This window comes from Kribbella sp. NPDC049584 (genome assembly GCF_040675555.1).
Classification (GTDB): Bacteria; Actinomycetota; Actinomycetes; order Propionibacteriales; family Kribbellaceae; genus Kribbella.
This window is the reverse complement of sequence record NZ_JBFAPF010000014.1, coordinates 175,918-188,998: the sequence shown is the minus strand read 5'-3', so window position 1 is coordinate 188,998 and position 13,081 is coordinate 175,918. Positions and strand designations below refer to the sequence as shown.

10 protein-coding genes are annotated in these 13,081 nt (G+C 68.5%); 7 read left to right on the top strand and 3 right to left on the bottom strand.

The features are described from left to right. Positions 1-90 precede the first annotated feature (90 nt). Positions 91-1,986: a discoidin domain-containing protein gene (locus tag AB0J62_RS36475; protein ID WP_363881395.1), complete on the top strand. Its 1,896-nt coding sequence runs from the start codon at positions 91-93 to the stop codon at positions 1,984-1,986. On the opposite strand, the gene AB0J62_RS36470 is transcribed toward AB0J62_RS36475, so the two are convergent. Next, a complete protein-coding gene (locus tag AB0J62_RS36470) occupies positions 1,946-3,205 on the bottom strand; it encodes an amidase (RefSeq protein WP_363881561.1) in 1,260 nt (419 codons plus the stop codon). The two genes, AB0J62_RS36475 and AB0J62_RS36470, sit on opposite strands and share 41 nt — an antisense overlap. Positions 3,206-3,278: 73 nt before the next feature. On the opposite strand from AB0J62_RS36470, the gene AB0J62_RS36465 reads away from it, so the two are divergent. Then, the gene (locus tag AB0J62_RS36465; RefSeq protein ID WP_363881393.1) at positions 3,279-3,728 is read left to right on the top strand and encodes a GNAT family N-acetyltransferase; all 450 of its coding nucleotides are present in this window, start codon (positions 3,279-3,281) and stop codon (positions 3,726-3,728) included. A gap of 12 nt (positions 3,729-3,740) precedes the next feature. Here AB0J62_RS36465 and AB0J62_RS36460 read toward each other — a convergent pair whose 3' ends face one another. Continuing rightward, on the bottom strand, positions 3,741-4,355 hold the full coding sequence (locus tag AB0J62_RS36460; RefSeq protein WP_363881391.1) for a hypothetical protein: 615 nt from the start codon (positions 4,353-4,355) through the stop codon (positions 3,741-3,743). A gap of 18 nt (positions 4,356-4,373) precedes the next feature. Between AB0J62_RS36460 and AB0J62_RS36455 the strand changes: the two genes are divergently transcribed. Further along, on the top strand, positions 4,374-5,135 hold the full coding sequence (locus AB0J62_RS36455; protein WP_363881389.1) for an aminotransferase class IV: 762 nt from the start codon (positions 4,374-4,376) through the stop codon (positions 5,133-5,135). On the opposite strand, the gene AB0J62_RS36450 is transcribed toward AB0J62_RS36455, so the two are convergent. Further along, positions 5,132-6,553, bottom strand: a complete 1,422-nt coding sequence (locus AB0J62_RS36450; protein WP_363881559.1) for a CCA tRNA nucleotidyltransferase — start codon at positions 6,551-6,553, stop codon at positions 5,132-5,134. The genes AB0J62_RS36455 and AB0J62_RS36450 overlap by 4 nt on opposite strands. A gap of 63 nt (positions 6,554-6,616) precedes the next feature. Between AB0J62_RS36450 and AB0J62_RS36445 the strand changes: the two genes are divergently transcribed. The 4 genes from AB0J62_RS36445 (at position 6,617) to sigM (ending at position 13,081) form a co-directional block, all read left to right on the top strand. Beyond that, the gene (locus AB0J62_RS36445; protein ID WP_363881387.1) at positions 6,617-8,959 is read left to right on the top strand and encodes a hypothetical protein; all 2,343 of its coding nucleotides are present in this window, start codon (positions 6,617-6,619) and stop codon (positions 8,957-8,959) included. Continuing rightward, positions 8,952-10,598, top strand: coding sequence for a murein biosynthesis integral membrane protein MurJ (gene murJ / locus AB0J62_RS36440; RefSeq protein ID WP_363881385.1), 1,647 nt, complete (start codon positions 8,952-8,954; stop codon positions 10,596-10,598). Before AB0J62_RS36445 ends, murJ begins: the two co-directional genes overlap by 8 nt. Before the next feature lie 102 nt (positions 10,599-10,700). After that, positions 10,701-12,368 (top strand): protein kinase family protein, encoded by a 1,668-nt coding sequence (locus AB0J62_RS36435; protein WP_363881383.1) that lies wholly within the window; start codon positions 10,701-10,703, stop codon positions 12,366-12,368. Continuing rightward, a complete protein-coding gene (gene sigM, locus AB0J62_RS36430; RefSeq protein WP_363881381.1) occupies positions 12,365-13,081 on the top strand; it encodes an RNA polymerase sigma factor SigM in 717 nt (238 codons plus the stop codon). Before AB0J62_RS36435 ends, sigM begins: the two co-directional genes overlap by 4 nt.

The window sequence follows — 13,081 nt, the reverse complement described above, 5'->3', positions numbered from 1 at the left end:
CTCAGCACTCTAGACCTACGCTCCCAGGTCTTGACAGTGGTCGATCGCGGGCGTGTCCTGAGGCCGTTTGTTTCATTCCTGAGGAGTGCGATGAGAACATCCGCCTTCGGCGTCGCCCTTGCTCTCACGGTGGCGTCACTCACCGGACCTGCCCAGGCCCACCCCCCGACGACCCAGGTCAATGTCTGGGTCACCACACCGGACCGCGCCGAGTTGCTGCACCAGCGCGCGCCCCTCACGTTCGACGACGGAGCTAGTGACCGGACCACGATCACGGTCGACCCGCGGACGTCGTACCAGACCATGGACGGGTTCGGCGCCTCGATCACCGACTCGTCCGCGAATGTGCTGTACCGGCTCAGCCCGGCCGATCGCGAGCAGACGATGCGCAAGCTGTTCGACCCGCGCCAGGGGATCGGCGTCAGCTTCCTGCGTCAGCCCGTCGGCTCGTCCGACTTCACTGCCGCGGCCGAGCACTACACCTACGACGACGTGCCGGCCGGCCAGACCGACTTCGGCCTGAAGCACTTCACCATCGCGCACGATCAGCAGCAGGTGCTGCCGTTGCTGCGGCGGGCGAAGCAGCTGAACCCGCAGCTCAAGGTGATGGCGACGCCGTGGAGCCCGCCGGCGTGGATGAAGACCGGGGACTCGCTCGTCGGCGGACGGCTCAAGGACGACCCCAAGGTGTACGACGCCTACGCGCGCTACCTGGTGAAGTTCGTCCAGGCGTACACGCAGGCCGGCGTACCGGTCGACTTCCTCTCGATCCAGAACGAGCCGCAGAACCGCAAGCCGAGCGGGTACCCGGGCACGGACATGCCGGTTCGCCAGGAAGCAGCAGTGATCACCGCCCTGGGTCCACTGCTGCACAAGGCGAGTCCGCGCACGAAGATCCTCGGCTACGACCACAACTGGACCACGCATCCCGGCGACGTCGCCTCGACCCCGCCCGGTGAGGATCCGGAGACCGACTACCCGTACAAGCTGCTCCAGACGCCGGCGGCCAAGTGGATCGCGGGTACGGCGTACCACTGCTACTCCGGCGACCCGTCGAAGCAGACCGATCTGCACAACGCGTTCCCGTCGAAGGGCATCTGGTTCACCGAATGCTCCGGCTCACACGGGCCCACCGACACCCCACCGCAGATCTTCCGCGGCACGCTGACGTGGCACGCGCGCACGTTGATGCTCGGTACGACGCGCAACTGGGCCAAGTCGGTCGTGAACTGGAACATCGCGCTCGACTCCACCGGCGGCCCGCGTCTCGGCGGCTGCGACACCTGCACCGGCCTGGTCACGCTGCAGCCGGACGGGACGGTCACGACGGATGCGGAGTACTACACGATCGGCCACTTGTCGAAGTTCGTGAAGCCGGGCGCGGTGCGGATCGGAAGTACGTCGTACGGGACGACCGGATGGAACGGCCAGCTGATGTCCGCCGCGTTCCGCAACCCGGACGGCAGTACTGCGCTCCTGGTGCACAACGAGAACGACGACCCGCGATCGTTCGCCGTGGCGGTCGGCGAGAAGTCCTTCGAGTACGAGTTGCCTGGTGGCTCGATCGCCACCTTCACCTGGGATCACCTCAATGCCGACGTACCGCAGCAGCTGCCCGTTTCCGGTGCGACGGCGAGTGTGAACGCCGCGGATGCCGGCCTGTTGACCGATCAGGACGGATCGACCGTGTGGCAGACCAAGGCCGCGCAGGCGCCCGGTCAGTGGGTGCAGGTGGATCTGGGCAAGGCGCAGACGTTCCGCTCGGTCGCTCTCGACAGCGGCGGGAATGTCGGCGACTACGCGCGCGGGTATGAGGTTGCTGTCAGCAAGGATGGTCTGAGTTGGCAGACCGTTGCGTCGGGTGCGTCCACGGGACAACTCACCACGGTCAAGCTCCGGCCGACGCAGGCGCGCTTCGTGCGGGTGACGTCGACAGGATCGGCTGCTAACTGGTGGAGTCTGGCCGATCTCCGAGTCTATCGCTGAGCCAGCAGGCGATCGCGGCGGCCTTCTCGTTGCTTGCAGCAATGATCTGCAAGCCGACGGGGAGGCCGTCGGTCGGTAACGGGATGCTGACCGCGGCGTGCCGGGTGAGGTTCGCGAGGCGCGTGTTGTTGAGCACCTGCTTGCGTACTTCGAGACCGCCGTCGGCCGTGGCTGCTTCGGTGATGAGTGGTGCAGTCGTTAGAACGGTCGGGGTGAGCACTGCGTCCACCTGCTGCAGTACGTCGTCCAACTGTCGTGTGATCGCCACCGCGTCTTCCTGTGCACGCGTGTAGTCGGCCGGCTGCACAGCCGAGGCCTCACGCAGCCGCTGCTGGACATCTGGTTGATACCGGTCGTGGGAACGCGCCAAATGATTCGCCACCGCTTCAGGACCCTGGAGGTTGGCTGCGGTGGTGAAGCTGTGAGACCAGTCCGGTAGCTGTACTTCGACGAGGTCGAGTGCGTTCAGTGCAGCTGACCATGCACCGCGAGCCTCAGGAGTGAGCTGCAAATACTCCGGGTTGGTCGCCAAACCGAGGCGAGGTGTTGTCACCTCTGCGGGCGGCAGGTCGGCGAGGGCGGACAGGGCATAGGCAGCGTCGGCCGCGGTGCGGGTCAGGACGCCCACGTGGTCCAGCGACTGCGACAGTGGAAACACCCCGTCACAAGGGATCGTGTTGTACGACGGTTTGAACCCGACGATCCCGCATAGCGCAGCGGGGATGCGGACCGAGCCCGCAGTGTCGGTCCCGATCGCCAGCGGCACCACACCGGCCGCTACAGCAGCTGCTGATCCGGAGCTGGAGCCACCGGTCATCCGCGACAGGTCATGTGGGTTCCGGCACGGGCCGACGCGGTTCGACGTACCTGTGCAGCCGTACGCGAACTCATGCGTGTGTGACAGCCCGATGACGATCGCACCGGCCGCGCGCAACCGCCGTACAACCTCGGCGTCCTTCCGGGCAACCTCATCCATGGACGCGGACCCGCACCGGTACGGCAGGCCCTCGACCTCGACGATCTCCTTCACCAGCACCGGGACGCCTGCCAGCGCTCCAGTCCGGTCGTGCGCGGCGGCGGTCTTGCGCGCGCCCTCAACATCCAGGTGCACGACGGCATTGAGCTCTGCCGCGCCGGCAGCCCGCGCCAACGCGCCCTCAACCAGCTCGACCGGGTCGAGCGACCCGTCACGCACCCCGGCGGCGGTTTCCTCCAGCATCCTCACCGACCCATCAGACCACGGAGAGGAAACGGAAACAGCAGCGTCATGCCGTCTTGCTACCGTCCGAGCCATGGTGATCGAGGGAGTGGAACTGCAGGAAACACCCGCGACGGACCCTGCCATCCGGGCGTTGATCACCGCCCAGCAGGCCGAGCTCGCCGCGATGTACGGCGAGGACCAGCCGCTCGTCGCCCTCCATCCGGACATCACGTTCACGCTCCTCACCCTCGACGGCGCCCCGGTCGGCTGCGTCGGCCTCCAACCGGTCGCCCCCACCCTCGGCGAGATCAAGCGCATGTACGTCGCTCCCACGGCCCGCGGCTGGGGTCTGTCCCGCATCCTCCTGGACGCCGTCGAATCCCAAGCCCGCGCAGCCGGCCTCACCCGCCTACGCCTGGAGACCGGCACCAAACAAGTCGAAGCAATAGCCCTCTACACAAACCACGGCTACAAGCCGACCCCGCCGTACCCGCCCTTCGAACACGAGCCGGTCTCGCTCTGCTACGCCAAGGACCTGTAAAGATCGTCAGTCTTACCGCAGGTTCAGGACCACGTGGTCGCCGTCGCGGTGGAAGCCGAGGTTCTTCAGGTACGGCGTGGAGTCGCGCATGCGGGGTGGCGCGAGGACCTGGTGGAAGCCGTGGTCGGTGAAGACGTCGCTGCGGCGGTAGACGAACTCGCCGGGGGTGAAGTCGCGGTACTTCGGGACGACGTAGTCGAGATCGATCTGCGCGCGGCCGGTGCCGGCGTCGTGGGCGAGGACCACGCCGACGGTGCGGTCGTCGTGCTGGACCAGGAACGCGTACTCGCTAGCACCGGGCGTGAAACCGGGGTTGAACCGGGTGATGTCCTTCGCATGCCGATCCAGGACGTACCCGAGGTACGCGTCGGTCTTGTCGACCTCGAGCACCTGGTACGCCGTCTCGTCGTGCCGGTGCCGCAGCAGCCGCCACAGATGGACGACATTGATGACCGCCAGCACCGCGTTCATGCCGACCATCGGCCAGACACCGACCGCGGCGTTGAATCCGACCAGGATCACGCAGCCGATCAGGTTCAGCACCCGCAACCGCAGGATCCGCGTCTGCAGCAACGACCACACGACGAGCGCGGATCCGCCCCACCCGATGATGCTCCATACGTCCACACCGCGAGACTAGAGCGCGTGACCGATTTTCTGCTGCTGGACGGCGCCTTGTTGCGCGCGGTCGACCCGGTGTTGCTCCGCGCAACCACCTTCGGCCACTTCACCTCGCTGCAGGTCCGCGACGGCCGCGTCGACGGACTCGATCTGCACTTCGACCGCCTGGACCGCAGCACGCGGGAGGTCTTCGGCGAACCGTTGCCCGCCGGCCGCGTCCGCGCCGACCTCCGGGCGGCCATCGACGAGGCCGGCGTGGGCGACCTCTCCCTCCGGGTCAACGTCTTCGCGACCACGCGGCTCCACCTATTGGTCCGCGTCGGCCCACCGGTACCACCGGCCACCGAAGCGGTCCGCCTCCGGAGTTATGAGCACGAACGATCGGTCCCGCACCTCAAGCACACCGGCACGTTCGACCTCACCTACTACGCCCGCAAGGCGACGCGCGAGGGGTACGACGACGCCGTCTTCCACACCGCGTCCGGCGAGATCTCCGAGGCCTCGATCTGGAACATCTGCTTCGCACGAGGCACCGAGCTCGTTTTCCCGTCCGCACCGGCCCTCCCCGGCATCCGCCGGCAGGTGCTCCAACGCGGCCTGCCCACCTACACCACCGCGCCGGTCCCACTGACCGACCTCACCACGTACGACGCGGCGTACCTCACCAACTCGATCGACCCCGCGTTGCCGGTCGCATCGATCGACGACACGACGTACGAGCCGCACCCGGAGTCGGCCAAGGTCATCGCGCAGGCGTACGCGAGCCAGCCGCCGCAGCCGGTCTAGCCGCGCGAGGACCACCAGTCGAGGAGTTTCTCGCGGGCGCGGTCCTCGCCGAGCGGGCCCTCGTCCAGGCGGAGTTCCATCAGGAACTTGTACGCCTCGCCGACCTCGCGGCCCGGCGGGATGCCGAGGATCTGCATGATCTGGTTGCCGTCGAGATCGGGGCGCAGGGCATCGAGCTCCTCCTGCTCCTGCAGCCGCGCGATCCGTGCCTCGAGGTCGTCGTACGCGGCCCGCAGCATGTCGACCTTGCGCTTGTTGCGGGTCGTGGCATCGGCCCGGGTCAGGACGTGCAGGCGCTCGAGCTGGTCGCCGGCGTCGCGGACATAGCGGCGTACGGCGGAATCCGTCCACTCGCCGTCGCCGTACCCGTGGAAGCGCAGGTGCAGCTCGATCAGCTTGCTGACCTGCTCGATCTGCTCGTTGCTGAACCGCAGCGCCTTCATCCGCTTGCGGGCCAGCTTCGCCCCGACCACGTCGTGGTGGTGGAACGTCACCTTCCCGCCGTCCTCGAACTTCCGCGTCTTCGGTTTGCCGATGTCGTGGATCAGAGCGGCGAACCGAACGACGAAATCGGGCGTCGGAACAGACAGGCGGGATTCCAGCTCGATGGCCTGGTCGAGGACGGTGAGCGAGTGCTGATAGACATCCTTGTGCCGGTGATGCTCGTCCCGCTCCAGTTTGAGCGCCGGCAGCTCCGGCAGCACGTACTCCGCGAGCCCGGTCGACACCAGCAGGTCGAGCCCGATCCGCGGCTGGTCCGCGCAGATCAGCTTCTCCAGCTCGTCCCGGACCCGCTCCGCGGACACGATCGTGATCCGGTCGGCCATCGCCGTCATCGCGGTCACCACCGCCGGATCGGGCGTGAACCCGAGCTGCGCGGCGAACCGGGCCGCGCGCATCATCCGCAGCGGGTCGTCGGAGAACGAGTCCTCCGGCGTGCCCGGCGTCCGGATCCGCTTGTGTGCGACGTCCTCGATCCCGCCGTACAGATCGACGAACTGGCGCGACGGCAGCCGGACCGCCATCGCGTTCATCGCGAAGTCCCGGCGGGCCAGATCGCCCTCCAGGCTGTCGCCGTACGCGACCTCGGGCTTGCGCGAGGTGGGATCGTAGGTTTCCGACCTGTAGGTCGTGATCTCCAGAACCCACTCGCCCTTACGACAACCGATGGTGCCGAACGCCTTGCCGATGTCCCACACATGGTCCGCCCACCCGGACAGCAACCGCTCGATCACATCGGGGTGCGCTGACGTGGTGAAGTCCAGATCCTTGCTCCCCCGGCCGAGGAGAATGTCCCGGACAGGACCGCCGACCAGGGCGATCTCATGGCCGGCGGCATCGAACCGGGTGCCCAGTTCGTCGACCACCGGAGCGAGTTGCAGCAAGGCCTGGACGGCTCGTCGCTGCACTGCGGGCAACGATCCGGCGGAGGCTGACTGGTCGGCAAAGGGTGACACGGGGAACTAGGTTACGGTGACGGCGTGTTCAGACGGCGACTGAGGCCTTCCGCGGTGGTGGGCGCGTGCCTGCTGGTTGCTGCTTCGGCAGCGACTCTGGGCGCTCCGGCCGACGCCGCTCCGGCCGACGATCCGGCCGTCCAGGTCACGATCGACTCGTTCGGCCCGGTCGCGCCGAAGCCCGGCCAACCGGTGGTGATCAAGGGCCGGGTGACGAACACCAGCTCGGTGACGTTCAACGATCCGCAGGCGCTGGCCTGTATCGACCGCACCCGGCTCGCGAGCACCGCGGCCGTCGACGCGATCCCGACCGAGCAGAACATCCCGATGAACGACCGGGACAGCTGCAGCAACCTGACCAACGACCCGCAGACCTTCAAGCCGTTCGACCAGCCGCTGGCGCCGAAGCAGACCGTCGAGTTCTCGCTCACCGTGCCGTGGAAGGAATGGCGGATCCAGGACCAGACCGGCGTGTACGTCGTCGGCGTCACGTTCCGCGGCGAACCGCCCAACAGCACCCGGATCATGGCCGGCCGCGCCCGCACGCTGATGCCCGTGGCGGGTACGACGCCGTTGGCCCGCACCGTCGACACCGCACTCGTCATCCCGCTACGGCACCGCCCGACCCAGCTCGGCGGCAAGAACTTCGCCAACGACTCCCTCGCCCAGGCGCTGGCGCCGACCGGCTCGCTGAGCCGCCTGCTCGCGCTCGGCAAGACGCGTAAGGTCACCTGGCTGCTCGACCCCGCGATGCTCGACGAGATCCGGCAGATGGCGAAGGGCTACGTCATCCTCGGTCAGAACGGTGAGTCCACTCCGGGCAGCGGACAGGCCGACGCGACGGCGTGGCTGAAGGACTTCGACGTCACCCGCGCCCACGGCAGCCAGGTCATCCTCCTTCCGTACGGCGACCCTGATGTCGCCGGACTGCTGGATTCGGGCGACCCGCTGAAGAACCTGGTCGCCCGGGCCCGCCAGACGACCCAGGGCTACGCCCTGTCCGGCAGCGTCGAGGTGCCGGCCTCGTTCACCAACGGGCTGTGGCTCGAGGGAGGCGCCGCAGCCGGCCGCTACCTGGGCGCAGCCTCGGGCGGCTTCGCCGGCGCGAGTGAGAGCGACCTCAACCTGGTCAGCAGCTCCTCCTGGTCCGCTGCGACCCGGCCGGTGCTTACGTCGACGCCGGTGTACGACGTGATCACACCCGGCCCGGACACCTTGGTGCGGACCGTCATCGCCGACTCGTCACTCACCAGCGGCGGACCGGACCAGGAGACCGCCTCCAGCCCGCTGCAGGTCCGCCAGCGCTTCGCGGCCGAGACCGCGCTGATCGCCGCCGGCGGCAAGGGCACCGCCGCCTCGGTAGTCGTGCTGCCACCCCGCGGCTGGGACAACGACAGTGCTGCCACCGCACAGCTGGCTGCCAGCCTGTCACTGCCGTGGATCAAGGCAACCGACGTCAACACCGTCGTGGCGAGCAACCCGAAGCCGCAGGTCACCAGAGCACCGAAGGCCGCGCAGACAAACGGCGTACTGACCGAGACGCAGCTGAGCAGCGTCCGGGACCTCGACACCGCGACCAGCACGATGCAGAACCTGCTCGTCGACGAGAACGCGCTGCCCGAAGTGATGACGCACGCACTGCTGCGGTCCACGTCGTCCGGCTGGAACGGCCATCCGGAGGAGTCCCGGCACTTCGCGGCGATCGAGCTCGGCTCGGCGAACCAGCAGCTCGGCAAGGTGCACCTGGTCAACGCCAGCGTCGACCGCGGCCTGCGCAAGGAGATCAAGGTCAATCTGGCCGGCAGCAAGGGCACGTTCCCGCTGACCATCACCAACGACACCGAATGGTCGGTCCGGGTCGGCATCGAGGTCGCTGCCGCCAACCGCTCCGACCTGAAGATCACCCCGCCGCAGACCGCCGTCCTCGGCCCGAAGCAGAAGTGGACGCCGCGGATCACCGCGAGCGCCGAGCAGAACGGCCTGATCCGCGCCAACGCCCAGGTGGTCACCGCGGGCGGCCAGCCGGTCGGCAAGTCGCAGGAGCTGCTGATCCAGGCCAGCCAGTACGGCAGCGTCGGCTGGATCCTGGTCGGCGCCGCCTGCGCCCTGCTGTTCGGTACGTCGTTCGTCCGCATCTACCGCCGGATCCGCACCGAGCGCCGCAACCCGGCTCCCACCACCGAAACGACCGCCGAAACGAACCCCGAAGCGAACCCCGAAGCGACCGTCGAAGCCACGGCAGAAGCCACCGCCGAAACTGCTGACACGCCTGATCCCGCCCACGATCGCCCGCAGGCGAACGGCGTACCCGAAGCTGCGGCTCCGGATGCGTCCTTGAAAGAAGGAGTCGGTTCGAAGGATGGCTGACCGCACCCTGCGATCCGCGGCGGTGATGGCAGCCGGAACTGTGCTGTCCCGCCTGCTCGGATTCGTCCGGATCGCCCTGCTCGCCGCCGCCATCGGCACCGCGCTGCGCGGCGACATCTTCACCGCCGCGAACACGATCCCGAACAGCCTCTACATCCTGCTGGCCGGCGGGGTGTTCAACACCGTGCTGGTCCCGCAACTGGTCCGCGCGATCAAGAACCACGACGACGGCGGTCAGGACTTCACCAACCGCGTGCTGACGTTCGGCTTCGTCGTCCTCGCCGTCGTCACCGTGGGGTGCGTGCTGCTGGCGCCCGCGATCGCGGAGCTGTACCTCCCGAAGGAGCTGCACGATCCGTCCCGGGTGACCGAGAAGGCGAACATGGTGATGTTCGTCCGGCTCTGCCTGCCGCAGATCTTCTTCTACGGCGCGTTCGTGCTGGTCGGTCAGGTGCTGAACGCGCGGCGCCGGTTCGGTCCGATGATGTGGGCTCCGATCGCGAACAACATCGTCGCGTGCGCCTCGATCGTCATCTTCCTGTTCATCTACCGCGTGGGCGACACGCCTCCGACGTACAGCCACGGCGAGGAGCTGCTGCTCGGCCTCGGGCACACGCTCGGTATCGCCGTACAGCTGCTGGTGTTGCTGCCGTACCTGAAGGCGAGCGGGCACAGCTACCGGCTGAAGTTCGGGCTCCGCGGTACCGGTCTGGGGCACACTGCCCGATTGGGCATCTGGACGGTTCTTTTCGTCGCCGTGAACCAGGTGACGCTCGTCGTGGTCACGCAGCTCGCCATCGCCGGTAGCGCGTCGGACGACCCGGGCGCGAAGGCAGGTCTGTTCGCCTACAGCACCGCGATGCTGATCATCCTGGTGCCGCACGGCATCGTCACGGTCTCACTGGCGACGGCCGCACTGCCGCAGATGTCCGCGCTGGCGGCCGACGGCGACACCGCCGCTGTGGCCCAGATGTCGGCGCGTTCGATCCGGCAGACGCTGGCGATCGTCGTACCGGCTGCCGCCGCGATGATCGCGTTCGCCTATCCGATCGTCACGCTGATCGCCGGATACGGCTCGGGCCGGAACAACCTGACGTTGATGTCGTACACGCTGATGACGCTGGCGCTCGGCATCGTGCCGTTCACCGTGCAGTACTTCCAGCTGCGCACGTTCTACGCCTTCGAGGACACCAAGACTCCGTTCTTCCTGCAATGCGTGATCGCGGCAACCAACATCGCCGCGGCCGTGATCGGGGTCCGCGTGCTGCTCGACGCCGAGCACCTGCGGTTCAGCGGCGTGCTGCTCGGAGCGGCGTACGCGCTCGCCTACCTGGTCGCCGTACTGATCTCCCGGCCGGTACTGCGGCGGAAGGTGCCGCGCGTGCCCGGCTCGGGGATCGGCCTCCCGCTGCTGGCGATGGTGATCGCTGCCGTGGCCGGCGCCGGCACGGCCCGCCTGGTGATCTGGGTGCTGAGCCTGCGGATCGAATGGTCCGGACCGCTCGGCGCGATCCTCGAGCTGGCGATCGCGGCGGTGGTCATGCTCCCGGTGTACGCCGCTGTGTCCCGGGTACTCCGTATCCACGAGGTGAATGATGTGGTGTCCATGGTCACATCGAAGTTGCCTGTACGCCGCTGAACCGGAACGCTTGTGCGTTCGTGCACCACGTGTCGCGTCAGCGGGGCACTAACATAGGGCTGCGAAAGGGCCGCTGGGGCATCAAGGAGGGCGAGAGACACCGTGTCGAACCAGACCGTGAGTCCTGGTGCCCTGTTGGCCGGGCGGTACCGGATCGCCGAGTTGCTGGCAGAGATCGACGGTGCGCGGGTGTGGCGGGCCGTGGACGAGGTCCTCAGCCGCGCCGTCGTCGTCGACGTGCTGCCGGTCGGTGATCCGCGGACGAACCTGCTGTTCGACGCTGCCCGCCGCGCCGCCGCGGCGAACGACCCGCGGTTCCTGCGGGTGCTCGACTGCGACATGCACGACGGCGTGACGTACTGCGTCCGTGAGTGGGCAGGCGGGCGGTCCCTGGAGCGCATGCTCGGCACCGGGCCGCTGACCGGACAGCAGGCGGGCTGGCTGGCCCGCGAAGTCTCCGAAGCTCTGGAGAACCTGCACCGCACCGGCTACGCGCACGGAGCGATCAGCCCGGCCACTGTGATCATCACCGACGCCGGCGCGATCAAGGTCGTCGGTGTCGCCACCGAGGCGGCGCTGCGCTCGTCCGGAGCGGGTTCCCCGGAAGAGGACGTCCACGCCCTGGGCGAGCTGCTGTTCGCGTCGCTGACCGGCCGCTGGCCCGGTCCGGCGCCGGCCTGGGGGCTCCAGCCCGCACCGGTCGAGCACGGCCGGCTGCTCAGCCCACGCCAGGTGCGAGCCGGCGTACCGCGCTCGCTGGACGACATCAGCGACCGGCTGCTGGGCGACCCGCCCCGGCACCACGCCCCGCCGATCACCAGCGCTGCCGGCCTGTCCGCCGCGCTGTCCGGAGTCGTCGGCAGCTCGCACGAGCCACCGAACCAGATGGACGAGACCGTCCAGGTCGCCCGGCAGAACGGCAGCATCGACGACGCCACGCAGGTGGTGCCGCAGGCCGGACCGCCGGCGCTCGATCCGACCCCGCCGCCGACGTACGCCGCCGAGCCGAACGGGTACCGCCAGCCGCAACCGGCGTACAACGCCGCGGCCGAGACGCGGCCGGTCCGCCGCCAGCCTCCCCCGCCGTCGAACGGGAACGGCCGGCGCCGGCACGACGAGCCGAAGCCGAAGGGTTCTTGGGGCGGCCGGATCCTGATCTTGCTCGCGATCCTCGCGCTGCTGTCGGTGATCGCGATGGCGCAGTTCCTGCTCAAGGGCGCGATGAACAACGACCAGGACAACAACAGCGGCGGCGCGAAGAGCAGTGCCCCGCCGCAGACCAGCACGCCGCCGTCCGCGACCAGTGGTCCGGCGAAGATCGTCGGCGCCAAGGACTTCGACCCGGAGGCCGACGGCGGGAACGGCGAAGAGCACAGCGAGGACGTGCCGAACACCTACGACGGCAAGGTCAGCACGACCTGGCAGACGCAGACGTACCACAACAAGCCGAACCTGGGCGGCACGAAGCCCGGCGTGGGCATCGTGTACGACCTCGGCGCGAGCACGCCGATCGCGAGCGTGGCCGTCGCGGTGCAGGGTGACGACACGAGCATCCAGCTGATGGTCCCGAAGGGCGACGCCACCAAGTCGCCGGACTCGGTGAGCGGCTGGAAGGCGGTGGACACCAAGGCGGACCAGCCGGAGGGTACGGTCACCTTGACTCCCCAGTCGCCGACCACCACGCGGTACGTCCTGGTGTACCTGACCAAGCTGCCGAAGGCCGACGGCGGATTCCGGGGCATCATCTCGGAGGTCTCAATCCAGAAATGACGGCCCACCTGGACTCGGGCGACCAGCCGCCCCGCCCGGACGTCCCGCGCATCGGCGCCGGCGAACCGGTGACTCAGACTGCGCACACCGGTGCGCCGACGAGTTACGACCAGCTCGACGACCACGAGCTGCTCCGGATGCACGTGGCCGGCAACCCGGACTCGTTCGGGTTCCTGGTCAAGCGGCACCGGGATCGGATGTGGGCGGTCGCGATCCGCACCCTCGGTGAGCCCGAGGAGGCGGCCGACGCGCTGCAGGAGGCGTTCATCTCGGCGTTCCGGCGGGCCGACTCGTTCCGCGGGGACGCGAAGGTGACCACCTGGTTGCACCGGATCGTGGTGAACGCCTGTCTCGACCGGATCCGCCGACGCCAGGTGCGAGCGGCCGACCCGCTGCCCGAGGACGAGGACCGCGCCGCCGAGTTGGCCGGACCGTCGGAGGAGGACCCGGCCGAGGTCCGCGAGCGCCGGCTGGATGTGCTGAACGCCCTGAAGCAGATCAATGAGGACCAGCGCGCCGCGCTGGTCCTGGTCGACATGGAGGGCTACTCGATCGAGGAGGCGGCGGCGATCCTCGACTGTGCTCCCGGTACGGTCAAGTCCCGCTGCGCCCGCGGCCGCGCCAAGCTCCTCCCGCTGCTGCGACATTGGCAGACGACGCGGGCGTCCGACGTACCGGAAAAATCCGCCGCGGAAGCGGTGGGAACCGAATGA

What these genes read in the sequence shown, in the direction of transcription:
- murJ (WP_363881385.1), top strand. Translation starts at nt 8,952, where the DNA reads ATGGCTGACCGCACCCTGCGATCCGCGGCGGTGATGGCAGCCGGAACT.
- sigM (WP_363881381.1), top strand. Translation starts at nt 12,365, where the DNA reads ATGACGGCCCACCTGGACTCGGGCGACCAGCCGCCCCGCCCGGACGTC.
- AB0J62_RS36465 (WP_363881393.1), top strand. Translation starts at nt 3,279, where the DNA reads ATGGTGATCGAGGGAGTGGAACTGCAGGAAACACCCGCGACGGACCCT.
- AB0J62_RS36475 (WP_363881395.1), top strand. Translation starts at nt 91, where the DNA reads ATGAGAACATCCGCCTTCGGCGTCGCCCTTGCTCTCACGGTGGCGTCA.
- AB0J62_RS36470 (WP_363881561.1), bottom strand. Translation starts at nt 3,205, where the DNA reads ATGCTGGAGGAAACCGCCGCCGGGGTGCGTGACGGGTCGCTCGACCCG.